Annotated in this window: 13 protein-coding genes and 1 tRNA gene; 2 read left to right on the plus strand and 12 right to left on the minus strand. The window is 67.0% G+C overall.

What is annotated here, in order from left to right; genetic code table 11:
- Positions 1-284 precede the first annotated feature (284 nt).
- The 11 genes from ACIRPT_RS11530 to ACIRPT_RS11580 form a co-directional block, all read right to left on the minus strand.
- The gene (locus ACIRPT_RS11530) at positions 285-767 is read right to left on the minus strand and encodes a DUF1707 and DUF4190 domain-containing protein (protein WP_403506029.1); all 483 of its coding nucleotides are present in this window, start codon (positions 765-767) and stop codon (positions 285-287) included.
- Positions 768-1,016: 249 nt separating this feature from the next.
- Positions 1,017-4,916: a DNA-directed RNA polymerase subunit beta' gene (locus ACIRPT_RS11535; protein ID WP_403505686.1), complete on the minus strand. Its 3,900-nt coding sequence runs from the start codon at positions 4,914-4,916 to the stop codon at positions 1,017-1,019.
- Between the two features lie 99 nt (positions 4,917-5,015).
- Positions 5,016-8,501: a DNA-directed RNA polymerase subunit beta gene (rpoB, locus tag ACIRPT_RS11540; RefSeq protein ID WP_403825484.1), complete on the minus strand. Its 3,486-nt coding sequence runs from the start codon at positions 8,499-8,501 to the stop codon at positions 5,016-5,018.
- A 628-nt stretch (positions 8,502-9,129) separates the two neighbouring features.
- Complete coding sequence (rplL, locus tag ACIRPT_RS11545; protein WP_403505691.1) at positions 9,130-9,513, minus strand: 50S ribosomal protein L7/L12; 384 nt, start codon at positions 9,511-9,513, stop codon at positions 9,130-9,132.
- Between the two features lie 81 nt (positions 9,514-9,594).
- Positions 9,595-10,146: a 50S ribosomal protein L10 gene (rplJ, locus tag ACIRPT_RS11550; RefSeq protein WP_400066984.1), complete on the minus strand. Its 552-nt coding sequence runs from the start codon at positions 10,144-10,146 to the stop codon at positions 9,595-9,597.
- Between the two features lie 294 nt (positions 10,147-10,440).
- A complete protein-coding gene (locus ACIRPT_RS11555; protein ID WP_403825489.1) occupies positions 10,441-11,271 on the minus strand; it encodes a hypothetical protein in 831 nt (276 codons plus the stop codon).
- A 724-nt stretch (positions 11,272-11,995) separates the two neighbouring features.
- On the minus strand, positions 11,996-12,718 hold the full coding sequence (gene rplA, locus ACIRPT_RS11560) for a 50S ribosomal protein L1 (RefSeq protein WP_403825492.1): 723 nt from the start codon (positions 12,716-12,718) through the stop codon (positions 11,996-11,998).
- A 79-nt stretch (positions 12,719-12,797) separates the two neighbouring features.
- Positions 12,798-13,232, minus strand: a complete 435-nt coding sequence (gene rplK, locus ACIRPT_RS11565; RefSeq protein ID WP_128507227.1) for a 50S ribosomal protein L11 — start codon at positions 13,230-13,232, stop codon at positions 12,798-12,800.
- Between the two features lie 191 nt (positions 13,233-13,423).
- Entirely contained in the window at positions 13,424-14,299 is an 876-nt protein-coding gene (gene nusG, locus ACIRPT_RS11570; protein WP_403505699.1) for a transcription termination/antitermination protein NusG, read from the minus strand.
- A 71-nt stretch (positions 14,300-14,370) separates the two neighbouring features.
- Entirely contained in the window at positions 14,371-14,667 is a 297-nt protein-coding gene (gene secE / locus ACIRPT_RS11575) for a preprotein translocase subunit SecE (protein ID WP_403825496.1), read from the minus strand.
- 109 nt (positions 14,668-14,776) lie between these two features.
- A tRNA-Trp gene (locus ACIRPT_RS11580) sits at positions 14,777-14,849 on the minus strand.
- A 183-nt stretch (positions 14,850-15,032) separates the two neighbouring features.
- Here ACIRPT_RS11580 and ACIRPT_RS11585 point away from each other — a divergent pair.
- On the plus strand, positions 15,033-16,268 hold the full coding sequence (locus tag ACIRPT_RS11585; RefSeq protein WP_403825498.1) for a pyridoxal phosphate-dependent aminotransferase: 1,236 nt from the start codon (positions 15,033-15,035) through the stop codon (positions 16,266-16,268).
- Positions 16,269-16,387: 119 nt separating this feature from the next.
- The gene (locus tag ACIRPT_RS11590; protein WP_403825501.1) at positions 16,388-17,407 is read left to right on the plus strand and encodes an adenosine deaminase; all 1,020 of its coding nucleotides are present in this window, start codon (positions 16,388-16,390) and stop codon (positions 17,405-17,407) included.
- 28 nt (positions 17,408-17,435) lie between these two features.
- Here ACIRPT_RS11590 and ACIRPT_RS11595 read toward each other — a convergent pair whose 3' ends face one another.
- Entirely contained in the window at positions 17,436-18,491 is a 1,056-nt protein-coding gene (locus ACIRPT_RS11595) for a UDP-N-acetylmuramate dehydrogenase (protein ID WP_403825504.1), read from the minus strand.
- Positions 18,492-18,535 lie beyond the last annotated feature (44 nt).

An 18,535-nucleotide genomic window follows, 5' to 3' on the forward strand; every position in this document is an offset into this window, starting at 1 on the left:
AACGAATGGTGGCGACAGATTGCGGTGTCGAGACCCGGCTTCCGCGCTCCTGGCGCTCCCCGGAGAACACTGGGGGAGGTTGCGCGCACGGCAGCCTAGGGACACCCCAGGCACAAGGTCAGAGCGTACCTACCGCATGGGCTACGGTCAAAACAAATGCACACGCGAAGGACACGCCGGACTCCTCACGGCGTTGCCGCCACCGTAGTGGCATCACTGGCGATGGGGAAGAAGGCGGATCACCCTCCGCGGACACCCCCGCCCGGCGCTCCCCCGTACGGCACTCAGTGCCCGGCAACGGCCAGCAGCACCATCAGCAGCAGGAACAACGCCCAGCCGCCGATCCCCAGCCAGCCCAGCACCAGGCCGGCAACGGCCTGACCGTCGCCCCGCTCACCCGTCCGGCGAATCTCCGCCCGCGCCTTATGGCCGAGAATGACCGCCGGAATCGCCGTCGCCCCCCACGTCATCGGCGTCAGAATCCCGCAGACCAACGCGCCCGTCGCCGCGCCGTTGGTGTGCACCGGCATCGGCATCGGCATGGGCATCGGCATGAACGTCGCCGGCACCGGCCTCGGCGTGAACTGCGCCTGCGGCACCGGCCCCTGCGGCAGATCCGCGACCAGCATCTGCAGCTCATGGTGAGTCTGCGCCTGGTAGGCACGGGTAATCCGCTGCTCGTACTCCGTCTGCTGGAGCCGCCCCTCGGCGAAACCGGCCTTCAGCACATCGACCGCACGCTCACGATCCGCATGCGAAGCACGCATCGCCGGCATCTGATGCGCCGGCTGGATCGGCTGCCCACCCTGCCACGGTTGGAATGCCACTCGCCAACCTCCCCCCGCTCCACAGTTCTCCCCATCCTCTCATCACAGACGCAGCAATGGGAGAACAAGTTCCCTCACCCGGCCGAAGGTCCCGGCCCAAGGTCCCGGCGTAACGCCGCAGGGCGGCCACCCCAGTGGGGTGACCGCCCTGTGGCTGTCGCAGCAACCAGGCTCGCCGGTTGCCCGGACTTACTGGTTGTACGGACCGTAGTCGTAGTCCTCCAGCGGGACCGCCTGGCCGGAGCCGGTGCCGAAGGGCGAGTAGTCGATGTCGTCGTAACCGACGGCCGAGTACATCGCGGCCTTGGCCTCCTCGGTGGGCTCGACCCGGATGTTGCGGTAGCGGGACAGGCCCGTACCGGCCGGGATGAGCTTACCGATGATGACGTTCTCCTTGAGGCCGATCAGGGAGTCCGACTTGGCGTTGATCGCCGCGTCGGTCAGAACCCGGGTCGTCTCCTGGAAGGACGCCGCCGACAGCCAGGACTCGGTGGCCAGCGAAGCCTTGGTGATACCCATCAGCTGCGGACGGCCGGAGGCCGGGTGGCCACCCTCCGCCACGACCCGACGGTTCTCACCCTCGAACTTCGTGCGCTCCACGAGCTCGCCCGGCAGCAGCTCCGCGTCGCCGGACTCGATGATCGTCACACGGCGCAGCATCTGCCGGATGATGATCTCGATGTGCTTGTCGTGGATCGCCACGCCCTGGCTGTTGTAGACCTTCTGGACCTCGCCGACCAGGTGGACCTGGACGGCACGCTGGCCGAGGATCCGCAGCACGTCGTGCGGGTTGACGGCACCCACGGTCATCGGCTGGCCGACGGTGACGTGGTCACCCTCGCCCACCAGGAGACGGGCACGCTTGGAGACGCCGTAGGCCATCTCGTCGCTGCCGTCGTCCGGGGTGACGACGACCTTCTTGGTCTTCTCGGTCTCCTCGATCCGGACGCGGCCGGCCGCCTCCGAGATCGGGGCGACACCCTTGGGCGTACGGGCCTCGAAGAGCTCGACGACACGCGGCAGACCCAGGGTGATGTCGTCACCGGCCACACCACCGGTGTGGAAGGTACGCATCGTCAGCTGGGTGCCGGGCTCACCGATGGACTGGGCGGCGATGATGCCGACCGCCTCACCGATGTCGACCAGCTTGCCGGTGGCCAGCGAGCGGCCGTAGCAGTAGGCACAGGTGCCGACCGCCGACTCACAGGTCAGGACCGAGCGGGTCTTGACCTCCTCGACGCCATTGGCGACCAGCGCGTCGATGAGCACGTCACCGAGGTCGACGTTGGCCGGGGCGACGACCTTGCCGTCCACCACGACGTCCTCGGCGAGCATCCGCGCGTACACGCTGGACTCGACGTCGTCCGCCTTGCGCAGCACGCCGGAGGCGTCCTTCGAGGCGATCCGCAGCTTGAGGCCGCGCTCGGTGCCGCAGTCCTCCTCGCGGATGATGACGTCCTGGGAGACGTCGACCAGACGACGGGTGAGGTAACCCGAGTCGGCGGTACGCAGGGCGGTGTCCGCCAGACCCTTACGGGCACCGTGCGTGGAGATGAAGTACTCCAGGACGGACAGACCCTCGCGGAACGACGCCTTAATCGGACGCGGGATGGTCTCGTTCTTCGCGTTCGACACCAGACCACGCATACCGGCGATCTGCCGCATCTGCATCATGTTTCCTCGGGCACCCGAGTCAACCATCATGAAGATGGGGTTCGTCTTGGGGAAGTTCTCGTTCATCGCCTCGGCGACCTCGTTGGTCGCCTTGGTCCAGATGTTGATCAGTTCCTGAGTGCGCTCGTCCTTGGTGATCAGACCGCGCTCGTACTGCTTCTGGACCTTCTCGTCCTGGGCCTCGTAGCCCGCGACGATGGCCTTCTTGGCCTCCGGCACGACGATGTCCGAGACGGCGACGGTGACGCCGGAACGGGTCGCCCAGTGGAAACCGGCCGCCTTCAGGTTGTCGAGCGTCGCCGCCACGATGACCTTGGGGTAGCGCTCGGCCAGGTCGTTGACGATCGCGGAGAGCTGCTTCTTGCCCACCGAGTAGTCGACGAACGGGTAGTCCTCGGGCAGCAGCTCGTTGAAGAGCGCGCGGCCCAGGGTCGTACGCAGCCGGAAGCTGTCACCCTGCTGCCACTCGGGCTCGCCCTCCTCCGGAGCCGGCGGGGTCCAGCCGCGGGGCGGGACCGTGCCGATCGGGAAGCGGATGTCGACCTTCGCCTGGAGCGAGAGCTCCTTGGCGTCGAACGCCATGATCGCCTCGGCGGTCGAGCCGAACGCCCGGCCCTCGCCGATGACCTTGCGCTCCTCTTCATCCGTGGTGAGGAAGAAGAGGCCGAGCACCATGTCCTGGGTCGGCATGGTGACCGGACGGCCGTCGGCGGGCTTGAGGATGTTGTTCGAGGACAGCATCAGGATGCGGGCCTCGGCCTGCGCCTCCGCGGAGAGCGGCAGGTGGACGGCCATCTGGTCACCGTCGAAGTCCGCGTTGAACGCGGTGCAGACGAGCGGGTGAATCTGAATGGCCTTGCCCTCGACCAGCTGCGGCTCGAAGGCCTGGATGCCGAGGCGGTGCAGGGTGGGCGCACGGTTCAGCAGCACCGGGTGCTCGGCGATGACCTCTTCGAGGACGTCGTACACGACGGTGCGGCCGCGCTCGACCATGCGCTTGGCCGACTTGATGTTCTGCGCGTGGTTCAGGTCCACCAGGCGCTTCATCACGAACGGCTTGAAGAGCTCCAGCGCCATGGCCTTGGGCAGACCGCACTGGTGCAGCTTGAGCTGCGGGCCGACGACGATGACGGAACGCGCCGAGTAGTCGACTCGCTTACCGAGCAGGTTCTGACGGAAGCGGCCCTGCTTGCCCTTGAGCATGTCGGACAGCGACTTCAGCGGACGGTTGCCGGGGCCCGTCACCGGGCGGCCACGACGGCCGTTGTCGAAGAGCGCGTCGACGGCCTCCTGGAGCATGCGCTTCTCGTTGTTCACGATGATCTCGGGCGCACCGAGGTCGAGAAGCCGCTTCAGGCGGTTGTTGCGGTTGATCACGCGGCGGTACAGGTCGTTCAGGTCGGAGGTCGCGAAGCGGCCACCGTCCAGCTGCACCATCGGACGCAGGTCCGGCGGGATCACCGGGATGCAGTCCAGCACCATGCCCTTGGGGCTGTTGCGGGTCTGCAGGAAGGCGGAGACGACCTTGAGGCGCTTGAGCGCACGGGTCTTCTTCTGGCCCTTGCCGGTACGGATGATCTCGCGGAGGCGCTCGGCCTCCTCGTCGAGGTCGAAGGTCTCCAGGCGCTTCTGCAGGGCAGCGGCACCCATGGAGCCGTCGAAGTACGTGCCGAAGCGGTCACGCAGCTCGCGGTAGAGGAGCTCGTCGCCCTCCAGGTCCTGGACCTTGAGGTTCTTGAAGCGGCTCCAGACCTCGTCGAGACGGTCGATCTCGCGCTGCGCACGGTCGCGCAGCTGCTTCATCTCGCGCTCGGCACCCTCGCGCACCTTACGGCGCACATCGGCCTTGGCACCCTCGGCCTCGAGCTCGGCCAGGTCGGTCTCGAGCTTCTTGGCGCGGGCCTCCAGGTCGGAGTCGCGGCGCTGCTCGATCTGCTGACGCTCGACGGAGACATGCGCCTCCAGCGAGGGCAGGTCGCGCGTACGGCGCTCCTCGTCCACCCACGTGATCATGTAGGCGGCGAAGTAGATGACCTTCTCGAGGTCCTTGGGGGCGAGGTCCAGCAGGTAGCCCAGCCGGCTCGGCACACCCTTGAAGTACCAGATGTGGGTAACGGGAGCGGCCAGCTCGATGTGGCCCATCCGCTCACGACGCACCTTGGCGCGAGTGACCTCGACGCCGCAGCGCTCGCAGATGATGCCCTTGAAGCGGACACGCTTGTACTTACCGCAGTAGCACTCCCAGTCCCGGGTCGGACCGAAGATCTTCTCGCAGAAGAGTCCGTCCTTTTCGGGCTTGAGGGTGCGGTAGTTGATGGTCTCGGGCTTCTTGACCTCGCCGTGGCTCCACTGACGGATGTCGTCAGCGGTGGCCAGACCGATCCGGAGCTCATCGAAGAAGTTGACGTCGAGCACTATGCGTCAATCCCTCTCAGGGTTGTAAGTCTTGGGGTCTGAAACGGGGGTCCTGGGGCCGGCCGGGGAACCATCACTGGCTCCCCGGCCGAACTCCCGTCAGACCTCTTCGACGCTGCTCGGCTCGCGCCGGGACAGGTCGATGCCGAGCTCCTCCGCTGCGCGGAAGACGTCCTCGTCGGTGTCGCGCATCTCGATGGACATGCCGTCCGAGGACAGCACCTCCACGTTGAGGCACAGGGACTGCATTTCCTTGATGAGCACCTTGAAGGACTCGGGAATGCCGGGCTCGGGGATGTTCTCGCCCTTGACGATGGCCTCGTAGACCTTCACGCGGCCGGTCACGTCGTCGGACTTGATGGTCAGCAGCTCCTGGAGGGCGTATGCGGCGCCGTAAGCCTCCAGCGCCCACACCTCCATCTCACCGAACCGCTGGCCACCGAACTGAGCCTTACCACCCAGCGGCTGCTGGGTGATCATCGAGTACGGACCGGTCGAACGCGCGTGCAGCTTGTCGTCGACCAGGTGGTGCAGCTTGAGGATGTACATGTACCCGACCGAGATCGGGTCCGGGAAGGGCTCACCGGAGCGGCCGTCGAACAGCCGCGCCTTGCCGGAGCCCTTGACCATGCGCTCGCCGTCGCGGTTCGGGATCGTCGACTCGAAGAGACCGGAGATCTCGTCCTCGCGGGCGCCGTCGAACACCGGGGTGGCGACGTTGGAGCCGGGGGCGACCTCGTCGGCGGCGATGGCGTGGAGGCGCTTCTTCCACTCCTCGTCCACACCCTCGACCTTCCAGCCCTGGCTGGCGAGCCAGCCGAGGTGGATCTCCAGGACCTGTCCCGGGTTCATTCGGGACGGGACACCCAGGGGGTTGAGGATGATGTCGACCGGGGTGCCGTCCTCCAGGAACGGCATGTCCTCGACCGGCAGGATCTTGGAGATAACACCCTTGTTGCCGTGCCGGCCGGCGAGCTTGTCACCGTCGGTGATCTTGCGCTTCTGGGCGACGTAGACGCGGACCAGCTGGTTCACGCCCGGAGGAAGCTCGTCGCCCTCTTCGCGGTCGAAGACGCGGACGCCGATGACCTTGCCGATCTCACCGTGCGGCACCTTCAGCGAGGTGTCGCGCACCTCGCGCGCCTTCTCGCCGAAGATCGCGCGGAGCAGGCGCTCCTCGGGGGTCAGCTCGGTCTCACCCTTGGGCGTGACCTTGCCGACGAGGATGTCGCCGGCGACGACCTCGGCACCGATACGGATGATGCCGCGCTCGTCGAGGTCGGAGAGGACCTCTTCGGAGACGTTCGGGATGTCCCGGGTGATCTCCTCGGGGCCCAGCTTGGTGTCACGGGCGTCGACCTCGTGCTCCTCGATGTGGATCGAGGAGAGGACGTCGTCCTGCACGAGGCGCTGCGACAGGATGATCGCGTCCTCGTAGTTGTGGCCCTCCCACGGCATGAACGCGACGAGCAGGTTCTTGCCGAGCGCCATCTCGCCTTCGTCCGTGGACGGACCGTCGGCGAGGACCTGGCCCTCGATGACCCGCGCGCCCTCGTCCACGACGACCTTCTGGTTGAAGGAGGTGCCCTGGTTGGAACGCGTGAACTTGGCGACGCGGTACGTGGTGTACGTGCCGTCGTCGTTGGCAACGGTGATGTAGTCCGCGGAGACCTCCTGGACCACACCGTCCTTCTCCGCCTTGATGACGTCACCGGCGTCGACCGCACAGCGGTACTCCATGCCGGTGCCGACCAGCGGCGACTCCGCCTTGATCAGCGGAACGGCCTGGCGCATCATGTTCGATCCCATGAGCGCGCGGTTGGCGTCGTCGTGCTCGAGGAACGGGATCATGGCGGTCGCGGCCGACACCATCTGGCGCGGCGAGACGTCCATGAAGTCCACCTCGTCGGCGGGGACGAGGTCGACCTCGCCGCCACGCCGGCGGACCAGCACACGCTGCTCGGAGAAGCGCATGTCCTCGGAGAGCTTGGCGTTCGCCTGCGCGATCAGGAAGCGGTCCTCCTCATCAGCGGTGAGGTAGTCCACCTCCTCCGTGACCTGACCGTCGACGACCTTGCGGTACGGCGTCTCGATGAAGCCGAAGACGTTGACCCGACCGTAGGAGGCCAGCGAGCCGATCAGACCGATGTTGGGACCTTCAGGGGTCTCAATCGGGCACATGCGGCCGTAGTGCGAGGGGTGCACGTCACGGACGTCCAGGCCGGCCCGCTCACGGGAGAGACCACCCGGGCCCAGCGCCGACAGACGACGCTTGTGGGTCAGACCCGACAGCGGGTTGGTCTGGTCCATGAACTGCGACAGCTGGCTGGTGCCGAAGAACTCCTTGATGGAGGCGACGACCGGCCGGATGTTGATCAGGGTCTGCGGCGTGATCGCCTCGACGTCCTGGGTGGTCATGCGCTCACGCACGACGCGCTCCATACGAGCCAGACCCGTGCGGACCTGGTTCTGGATGAGCTCGCCGACGTTGCGCAGACGACGGTTGCCGAAGTGGTCGATGTCGTCGGTCTCGACGACGATCGAACGGCCCGACTCGCCCATCGTCTCGGTCTCGCCGGCGTGCAGCTTGACCAGGTACTTGATCGTGGCGATGACGTCGTCGGTGGTCAGCACGCCCGCGTCGAGCGGCTCGTCGCCGCCGAGCTTCTTGTTGACCTTGTAGCGGCCGACCTTGGCGAGGTCGTAGCGCTTGGGGTTGAAGTAGAGGTTCTCGAGCAGCGTCTGCGCGGCCTCGCGGGTCGGCGGCTCGCCCGGACGCAGCTTGCGGTAGATGTCGAGCAGCGCGTCGTCCTGGCCCTGGGTGTGGTCCTTCTCCAGGGTGGCGCGCATGGACTCGTACTCGCCGAACTCCTCGAGGATCTGCTCGGTGGTCCAACCGAGCGCCTTGAGCAGGACGGTCACGGACTGCTTGCGCTTACGGTCGATGCGCACACCGACCATGTCGCGCTTGTCGATCTCCATCTCCAGCCAGGCACCCCGGGACGGGATGATCTTGGCGGAGAAGATGTCCTTGTCGGACGTCTTGTCGATGGAGCTGTCGAAGTAGACACCCGGCGAGCGGACCAGCTGCGAGACGACGACACGCTCGGTGCCGTTGATGCAGAAGGTGCCCTTGTTCGTCATGAGCGGGAAGTCGCCCATGAAGACCGTCTGAGACTTGATCTCGCCGGTCTCGTTGTTGGTGAACTCGGCGGTGACGAACAGCGGAGCCGCGTACGTGAAGTCGCGCTCCTTGCACTCGTCGATGGAGTTCTTCGGGGGCTCGAAGCGGTGGTCGCGGAACGTCAGCGACATCGACCCGGAGAAGTCTTCGATCGGAGAGATCTCTTCAAAGATCTCTTCGAGACCGGACTTGGTGGGAACTTCCTGCCCACTCTCCAGCGCAGCCTCGACGCGACCCTTCCATGCGGCATTGCCGAGCAGCCAGTCGAAGCTTTCGGTCTGCAGCGCAAGGAGGTTCGGAACCCCGAGGGGCTCCTTGATCTTCGCAAAAGAGATGCGCAGCGGGGCAGTGCTGTCGCCGTTGTTCGTATTGGCAGTCGAGGCGTTGCGCGAGGCGGCCAAGAGGGGGTCCTTCCGAGGGCTCGGACTCACTACGCGCGTACCGGTCCCGAACGAACAAAGTGAGAGAAAGCCCAGGTCAGGGCGTATCATTCAGCAATGCTCGGGCTCGGGTATGCCCCTGGTGACGGGCAGGGAGCAGCTAACAGGCAGCGCAAAGGGTCAGTGTAGCCACTTGGCACACTGATGTCCAGAGCGAGTTTCCGGAGACCGGTTCATCGCTGTGATACCGATCTTCTCCCTCCGGGAGGGCGCGTCCTCCTCGCCGGAGGGGCCCCTCGTTGTTCTTCTCTTCGCCCAATGCCCTGCGCCTGCCGAAAGCCCTTGCGCCAGTGGCGCACACCGATGCTTCCCTCTTCGTCGGCGATCCATGCCTCGAACCCCGGATCGCTTCTGCGTCGCGTCCAGAGAATTGCGCGCCGCGTGCGGTTCGTCAAGGCCCCCCACCTCAGGGAGATCGTCACATGGGGGCAGGTCCGGACAACGATGATCACCATACTCGCACTCCGGCGCGAGGCAATGCAGCCGTGGCGAGCACGCCGAAGGGCGACCACCCGCATGGGTGATCGCCCTTGGCATGCTGTCCGTTACACCTCAGGTGCTCAGGACGTGAGTCAGAGACTCACTGGGGTCACTTGACCTCGACGGAGGCGCCGGCGCCCTTGAGGGCCTCGGCGGCCTTCTCCGCGGCGTCCTTGGCGACCTTCTCCAGGACGGGCTTCGGGGTGCCGTCGACGAGGTCCTTGGCCTCCTTCAGGCCCAGGGAGGTCAGCTCACGCACGACCTTGATGACCTGGATCTTCTTGTCGCCGGCACCGGTGAGGATGACGTCGAACTCGTCCTGCTCCTCGACCTCGGCGGCCGGGGCGCCCGGGGCACCGGCGGCAACGACGGCGGCCGGGGCGGCAGCCTCGACGTCGAACTTGTCCTCGAACGCCTTCACGAACTCGGAGAGCTCGATGAGGGTCATGCCCTCGAACTGCGCGAGCAGGTCTTCCTGGCTGAGCTTCGCCATGGTGGCGGTCCTTCCACTAATTCGGCTGGTGCCGGATGTACATGAATGGCGGGCGTACGGGCCCGCTGGGCCAACGAGTGGTTACTCGGCAGCCTCGGCGGGAGCCGGCGTACCGGCACCGCCCTGCTCGACCTTGCTGCGAAGCGCCTCCGCGGTGCGGACGAACTTCGTGAGCGGGGCCTGGAAGGTCGCCGCGGCCTTGGCCATGGACGCCTTCATGCCACCCGCCAGCTTGGCGAGCAGAACCTCGCGGGACTCGAGGTCCGCAAGCTTCTTGATCTCGTCGGCGGTCAGCGCCTTACCTTCAAGGACACCGCCCTTGATGACGAGATTCGGGTTCTCCTTGGCGAAGTCACGAAGACCCTTCGCCGCCGTGACCGGGTCACCGGTCACGAAGGCAACAGCGGTCGAGCCCTTGAGGTGCTCGTCCAGCTGAATCCCGGCCTCCTCGGCCGCGATCTTGGTCAGCGTGTTCTTCACCACACGGTACTGAGCGTTGTCACCGAGCGATCGACGCAGCTCCTTGAGCTGCGCCACGGAAAGTCCGGTGTAAGAGGTCACAACAGCTGCGTTGGAACCACGGAGCTTCTCCGTGATCTCTGCAACGGCTGCGATCTTGTCGGACGTCGCCATGAGCCTCGGCCTCCTTCCGGGTGATGAGGACCGCGCAGAAGGGGCTGGGCAAAACAAACGCCCCGGCGCAGGCGCACGGGGCGTACTCGACCGAACGGCAACCGTCCGGGAGTTCATCCATACACACCTGCGCAGGCCGTCCGCAGCTAGCGGATCCTTCGGCCGCCACACGCCCGGAATCGGGACGCGCAGAGACAACCAGCGGTCTTTGGCTTCCTGCGTACGGTACGGGAACGGCCTGCGGTCAGGCAAATCGGCCCGAGCGGGGCGCCGTGCGGCACCCCGCCGCGACCGTCAGCCGTGCTGTTCCATGACGTCGCTCGCCGGCGGCGGGGTCACGTCAACCTTGGTGCCGTAGCCGGAGTAGTACGACGTACCGGTGCTGCCGCCAGACTCCGCCTGCTGCTTGACCAGCAGGTTCTCGGAGTCGATCCAGATGTCGAGCTTCTGGCTCTTGACCTTGGACGCCGCCAGCTGCTTCTTGAGCGCTTCCTGCGCCTCCGGGCTCAGGCCCTTGGCCTCCACGTCGTAGGAGATCGTGCCGCTGTAGTGGGTTGCCTCAACGCCCTTGACGTCTTCCTTGCCCACCGCCTTGAGGTCCTTGGCCGTGAGCAGCCACTCGATCGACTGGCTGGGCTTGGCAGTAGCCACGAGTTCCTGGGTCGCGGCACCGCCCGGCTTCTTCGCCAGGTCCGCGAAACTGGTCTTCATCCAGGACTTGCCACCGATGGCCATGCCAAGGTTGGTGTACACCGCGTCCTTGGTGTACAGGGTCTTCATCGGCTTGCCCTTGCCACCGGACATCGAGATCTCGACGTTCATCTGCACGCCGTCGTTCCAGTCCACCCCGCCCTTGGACGTAGCGGTGCCGGTGCCCATCTTCTTGGTGGTGTCCACCTGGACGGTCTTCTTGGCGTCGGTCGCCGACTGGGCGGCCTTCAAGGCGTCCGCCACGCCCGAGGAGGAGCTGCTCCCGCTCCCGCCTGTGCTGCCACCGGTGCTGCTGCTTCCGCCGGTGCTGCCGCCGGCCTTGTCGCCGTCGCCGCCCTTGTCGTTACAGGCGCTCAGACCGGCCACCATGATGACAACCCCCGCCGCGATGGCGGTCATACGCGTGCTACGCACTTGAGGCTCCCCCTTATTTCTCCTTATGGACCTCGGGGCGACTGTAGTGCAGGGCACTGACACCGAACGCGTCAGGCCCCGCTTCTCGCAAGGGAGAAACGGGGCCTGACGGGAAAACGCTCGCTAGCTAGGGCAGTGAACCGGTCGAACTACGCGTCACACCGAAGCCTGTATGCACGCGGCCCCGGCGTCGTAGGGGCGGATCCTGTTAGCGGTCAGGCCATCTACACAACCCTTAGCAGGAACCCCACGAAGAGGCCCGTGGATCGCGCATGCCCTGAACATCTCAGGGAAAACGACATAGCCTTTGCCGGAAAGGTAATTGGCGCAATCAGTGTCGTTGGCGGACGCTGGTCCAGCCGTCGCCATTGGGACAGCGAATGCAGCAATGGCCACAGCCGCGCCTGCAAGCACGCGCTTTACCTTCGAATTCTTCACGTTTTCCTCCCCGATGTCCATCACAACTGGCGGCAGACATTCCGCCCTGCATGCGTTTGTTGCGTACGCGTCACAATAGAGCTTGGTCTTGAGCCAGGTACTTCTTGGTTTTCCGAGGTCCTAATCCACAAGGCATTGGTCGATGGATCAAGGCTCAGATCTCCTGTACGGACCTCGGAGTTGACTGTAGCCGAGAGCGCCGTCACGCAATACGTCAGGCCCCGCTTCCCGGCCGGGAAGCGGGGCCTGACTACGTACAGCGCCCTACGCGGCGTCGATCAGCAGATCAGACGGCCGCGGGGTCCTCCTCCACGAGGAGGTTGCGGGTGCGGTTGGCGTCCAGCGGGATGCCGGGGCCCATCGTGGTGGTGATGGTCGCCTTCTTGATGTAGCGGCCCTTCGCGGCGGACGGCTTGAGGCGGTTGATCTCCTCGAGCGCCGCGGCGTAGTTCTCCACCAGCTTGGCGTCGTCGAAGGACACCTTGCCGATGATGAAGTGGAGGTTCGCGTGCTTGTCCACGCGGAACTCGATCTTGCCGCCCTTGATGTCGGTGACGGCCTTGGCGACATCCGGGGTAACGGTGCCGGTCTTCGGGTTCGGCATCAGACCACGCGGACCGAGCACGCGGCCGAGGCGGCCGACCTTGCCCATCAGGTCCGGGGTGGCGACGACGGCATCGAAGTCCAGACGGCCCTTGGAGACCTCGTCGATCAGTTCGTCGGAGCCGACAATGTCGGCGCCGGCGGCTTCCGCGGCCGCAGCACGGTCACCGGTCGCGAAGACCAGGACCCGGGCGGTCTTACCAGTGCCGTGCGGGAGGTTCACGGTGCCACGGACCATCTGGTCGGCCTTGCGCGGGTCGACACCCAGGCGCATGGCGACCTCGACGGTCGCGTCGAACTTGACGGGCGAGGTTTCCTTGGCGAGACGGACGGCCTCGAGCGGGGCGTACTGACGCTCCCGGTCGATCTTCGCGTCCGCGTTGCGAAGAGTCTTGCTGCGCTTCACTTCTGCTCCTGATGCAGTGGGGTGGAGTCGTGGTGCGGACCAGCGCCTGGTCCTGCCACGGGTTGCCTGAAGGGGCTGATCAGCCCTCGACCGTGATGCCCATGGAACGGGCGGTGCCGGCGATGATCTTCGACGCGGCGTCCAGGTCGTTGGCGTTCAGGTCGGGCATCTTGGTGGTGGCGATCTCGCGGACCTGCGCCTCGGTGATCTTGGCGACCTTGGTCTTGTGCGGCTCGCCGGAGCCCTTCTCCACGCCCGCGGCCTTCAGGATGAGCTTCGCGGCCGGCGGGGTCTTGGTGACGAAGGTGAAGGAACGGTCCTCGTAGACCGTGATCTCCACCGGCACGACCATGCCACGCTGCGACTCGGTCGCGGCGTTGTAGGCCTTGCAGAACTCCATGATGTTGACGCCGTGCTGGCCCAGCGCGGGGCCGACCGGCGGAGCCGGGTTGGCGGCGCCGGCGCTGATCTGGAGCTTGATAAGCCCCGTGACCTTCTTCTTCTTGGGAGGCATGCTCTCTCCGGGTCCTAGTGAGAGTTGGTTCGCCCCGCAATCCGGTCATCCGGATGGAGGCATACCGCACAACGATAACGGGTATTGTCGCGCGGCCAAAAACCGACAGGTCAGACCGTCCCCCGCAAGCGGGAGGTGCCCCCAGTAGAGGCGCGGTCTGACCTGTTCGGTGGCTGGTGTTCCGGAAGAAACTAGTTCTTCTGGATCTGGTCGAAGCTGAGCTCGACCGGGGTCTCCCGGCCGAAGATCTCGACCAGGCCCTTGACCTTCTTCGAGTCGGCGTTGATCTCGTTGATCGTCGCCTGCAGCGTCGCGAACGGGCCGTCGGTGACGGTGACGGAGTCGCCCACCTCGAAGTCCAGCACCTGGACCTCGAGCTTGCGGGACGGCGCCGGCTTGCCCTCGGCCGCGGCGGCCTCCTTGGCGGCCTTCTCCTCGGCCTCCGGGGCGAGCATCTTGACGATCTCGTCCAGCGTCAGCGGGTACGGGTCGTAGGCGTTGCCGACGAATCCGGTGACACCCGGGGTGTTACGGACGACACCCCAGGACTCGTTCGTAAGGTCCATCCGCACCAGCACATAGCCCGGGAGCTTGTTCTGGCGGATGGTCTTGCGCTCGCCGTTCTTGATCTGGGCGACCTCTTCCTGCGGCACCTCGGCCTGGAAGATGTAGTCCTCGACGTTCAGCGAGACGGCGCGCTGCTCAAGGTTGGTCTTCACGCGGTTCTCATAGCCCGCGTAGGTGTGGATGACGTACCACTCACCGGGGAGGGTGCGCAGCTCGTCGCGGAGGGCGGCCACCGGGTCGACCGGCTCCTGCTCCTCCTCGGACTCGTCCTCGGCGACCTCGTCGGCGGCTTCGGCGTCGTCCTCGACGTGCACCGCGGCCTCTTCGGCGGGCTCGTCGGCAGCAGCGTCCTCGGCGTCGAGCTCGTCGACACCATCGGCGTTCGCGACGATCTCCAGAGCGGTGTCGTCGCCCTCGACCTCGGCCGAGACGGCCTCGTCAACCTCGGCCTCTGCAGCCGCGACGGGCTTGGCGGCGTCGTTCAGGTTCGGGTCAGACACGTGGCTGCTTCTTCCTTGCTTCAAGGGGTTGAACGTGCGAAAGGCCGCCCGCTGAGGCACCCTCCGCGGGATCAGCCGAAGACGTACCCGACGACTCGGTTGATTCCCAAGTCAATCACGGTTACGAGACCGATGATGATGACTACGAAGACGATCACCACGCTGGTGTACGTCGACAACTGGCTGCGCGTGGGCCAGACGACCTTGCGGAGCTCTGCCACGACCTGGCGGTAGAAGAGCGCGAGACGCGCAAAAGGCCCCTTCTTGCCGCGCTTACCGCCGCGACGGGGCTTCTTCTGGGATTCCGCGATGTCGTCCTCGGAACGACCGCGCTCAGGCATGTCGATGGAGCCCAGGGCGTCCGTCACTCGTCCTCACCTGAATCCGGGTCGTGGCCGTGCCGCGCCCGGTTGAGCCGCACGGCGGTGCATTTCATACGTACGCGTGCACGCACCTTGGTGAAGAAAGTGCGTGTAGCAGGGCCGGAGGGACTTGAACCCCCAACCGCTGGTTTTGGAGACCAGTGCTCTACCAATTGAGCTACGACCCTTTGTGGTTCCCCCAACCTACCGCATACGACCGACTGCACTAAGTGCGTGAGTCGCGGCGACCCGTTGAAGGCCAACGGTCAGCGAGTGTACGTGCTTCCGCGCCGGGCGTCGAACAGAAACCCCCGGGGCGGTGCCCGCAAACCCCCGTGCCGGGCTCCTCGGCGGTCTGCGACGATGCCTGTATGAGCGCTGCCACTCCTTCCGCATCGTCCCCCACCGAGCGCCGGGTCTCCGCCCGCATCGGTTCGATCTCCGAGTCCGCCACCCTCGCCGTCGACGCCAAGGCCAAGGCCCTCAAGGCCGCCGGGCGCCCGGTGATCGGCTTCGGCGCCGGTGAGCCCGACTTCCCCACGCCCGGCTACATCGTCGAGGCGGCGGTCGAGGCCTGCCGCAACCCGAAGTTCCACCGCTACACCCCGGCCGGCGGCCTCCCGGAGCTGAAGTCCGCGATCGTCGAGAAGACCCGCCGCGACTCCGGCTACGAGATCGAGGCCGCCAACGTCCTGATCACCAACGGCGGCAAGCAGGCCATCTACGAGGCGTTCGCGGCCATTCTCGACCCGGGTGACGAGGTCATCGTCCCGGCGCCGTACTGGACCACCTACCCCGAGTCGATCCGGCTCGCGGGCGGCGTGCCGGTCGACGTGGTCGCCGATGAGACGACCGGCTACCGCGTGACCGTGGAGCAGCTGGAGGCCGCTCGTACGGAGAACACCAAGGTCCTGCTGTTCGTCTCGCCGTCGAACCCGACCGGCGCGGTCTACACCCGCGAGCAGGTCGAGGCGGTCGGCCGCTGGGCCGCCGAGCACGGCCTGTGGGTGCTGACCGACGAGATCTACGAGCACCTGGTCTACGGCGACGCGGAGTTCTCCTCGCTGCCGGTGGTCGTGCCCGAGCTGCGCGAGAAGTGCATCATCGTCAACGGCGTGGCCAAGACGTACGCCATGACCGGCTGGCGGGTGGGCTGGGCGATCGGCCCCAAGGACGTCATCAAGGCGGCGACGAACCTCCAGTCGCACGCCACCTCCAACGTCTCCAACGTCGCGCAGGCCGCCGCCATCGCCGCCGTCTCGGGCGATCTGACGGCCGTCGAGGAGATGAAGGTCGCCTTCGACCGCCGCCGTCGCAAGATCGTGCAGATGCTCAACGAGATCGACGGTGTGCTCTGCCCGGAGCCGGAGGGCGCGTTCTACGCGTACCCGTCGGTGAAGGAGCTCCTGGGCAAGGAGATCCGCGGCCGGCGCCCGCAGTCCAGCGTCGAGCTGGCCGAGCTGATCCTGGAAGAGGCCGAGGTCGCGGTCGTCCCGGGTGAGGCCTTCGGCACCCCCGGCTACCTGCGTCTTTCGTACGCGCTGGGCGATGAGGACCTGGTCGAGGGCGTCTCGCGCCTGCAGAAGCTGCTGGCCGAGGCGAAGTAGTCACCCACGGCAGATGTGCGGGTCCGGAACGTGTTCCGGACCCGCACTCTTTTGCGGCGGTCCCTTCGTTCGGGGCCGGGGCCTACCGGCGTACCGCCCGCATACGGCAAGATCTCCAGATGGAGCGCATTCGTGATCTGCGTCAATTGCCGAAGGCCCACCTGCACCTGCACTTCACGGGTTCGATGCGGGCCACGACCCTGCTGGAGCTCGCCGACAAATACGGCGTCCATCTGCCGGACGCGCTCAAGGGCGGCGAGCCGCCCCGGCTGCGGGCCACCGACGAGCGCGGCTGGTTCCGTTTCCAGCGGCTGTACGACATCGCCCGGTCGTGTCTGCGCTCGCCGGAGGACATCCAGCGGCTGGTGCGCGAAGCCGCCGAGGAGGACGTCCGGGACGGGTCGGGGTGGCTGGAGATCCAGGTGGACCCGACCTCGTACGCGCCGCGGCTGGGCGGGCTGATCCCGGCGCTGGAGATCATCCTGGACGCGGTGCAGCGGGCCTCCCGGGACACCGGGCTGGGCATGCGCGTGCTGGTGGCCGCGAACCGTATGAAGCATCCCCTGGACGCCCGGACGCTGGCCCGCCTCGCGGTGCGGTACGCGGATCAGGGCGTCGTCGGTTTCGGACTGTCCAACGACGAACGCCGCGGTTTCGCCCGGGACTTCGACCGGGCCTTCGCCATCGCCCGGGAGGGCGGGCTGCTGGCGGCGCCGCACGGCGGCGAGCTGTCGGGGCCGGCGAGCGTGCGGGACTGCCTGGACGATCTGCATGCGGGCCGGGTCGGGCACGGCGTACGGGCGGCGGAGGATCCCGCGCTGCTGGCGCGGCTGGCCGAGCGCGGGGTGACCTGCGAGGTCTGCCCGGCGTCGAATGTGGCGCTGGGGGTGTACGAGAAGACGGAGGACGTACCGCTGCGGACGCTCTTCGAGGCCGGGGTGCCGATGGCGCTGGGCGCGGACGACCCGCTGCTGTTCGGCGCGCGGCTGGCCGCCCAGTACGAGATCGCCCGCACCGCACACGGCTTCTCGGACACGGAGCTGGCCGAGCTGGCACGGCAGTCGGTCCGCGGCTCGCAGGCGCCCGAGGACGAGCGCCGGCGACTCCTGGCGGGCATCGACGCCTGGCTGGCGGCGTAGCGGCCCTGGTGGGCCCGTAGGCGCCCTTCTAGAGGCTGACGCCCACCGTGACCGGCTCATTGACGAGGGTGACGCCGAAGGCCGCGTGCACGCCGTCGCGGACCTCGCGGGCCAGCGCCAGGAGGTCCTCGGTGGTGGCCGCGCCGCGGTTGGTCAGCGCGAGGGTGTGCTTGGTGGAGATACGGGCCGGGCCGCTGCCGTAGCCCTTGGTGAAGCCGGCCCGGTCGATGAGCCAGGCCGCGGAGGTCTTCACCAGGCCATCCCCCGCCGGGAAGGCGGGGGGCACGGCATCGGGGCCGAGCCGGTCCCGGACGCGCTCGAGGAAGGCCGCGTGCTCGGCATCGGTGAGGATCGGGTTGGTGAAGAAGGATCCGGCCGACCAGGTGTCGTGGTCGTCGGCGTCCAGCACCATGCCCTTGCCCGCGCGCAGCGCCAGCACGGTCTTGCGGGCGACGGCCGCCGGGACCCGGTCGCCCGCCTCGACGCCGAGGGCGCGGGCCGTCTCGGGGTACTTCAGGGGCGCGGAGAGGCCTCCGGCGTCCTCCAGGGCGAAGCGCACCCGCAGCACCACGAAGCGGTCGGGGTGCTGCTTGAAGCGGCTGTGGCGGTAGGAGAAGCCGCATTCCTCGTTGGTGAGGGTGACGGTCTCGCCCGCCCGGCGGTCGTAGGCGACGACCTCGGTGATCGTGGCGGAGACCTCCTGGCCGTACGCGCCGACGTTCTGGATCGGGGTGGCGCCCGCCGAGCCGGGGATGCCGGCCAGGCACTCGATACCGGCCAGCCCGGCCTCTACGGTGCGGGCGACCGCGTCGGACCAGTTCTCGCCGGCGGCCAGCTCCAGGGCCGTGCCGTCCAGCGTGAAGCCGCTGGTGGCGATGCGCAGGGCCGTGCCGTCGAAACCCTTGTCGCCGATGACGAGGTTGGAGCCGCCGCCGATGATCAGCAGCGGGATGCCGGCGTCGTCGGCCGCGCGGACGGCCGCGATCACCTCGTCGTCGGTGGTGGCCGTGACGAGACGGGTCGCCGGGCCACCGAGGCGGAAGGTGGTCAGCGGGGCGAGGGGAGCGTCATGGAGTTCCTGCACCCGGCCAAGGGTACGGGGACGGTCCGACAATCCCTGTCCGGCCG

The organism is Streptomyces sp. NPDC101227, from assembly GCF_044767545.1.
Taxonomy (GTDB): Bacteria; Actinomycetota; Actinomycetes; order Streptomycetales; family Streptomycetaceae; genus Streptomyces.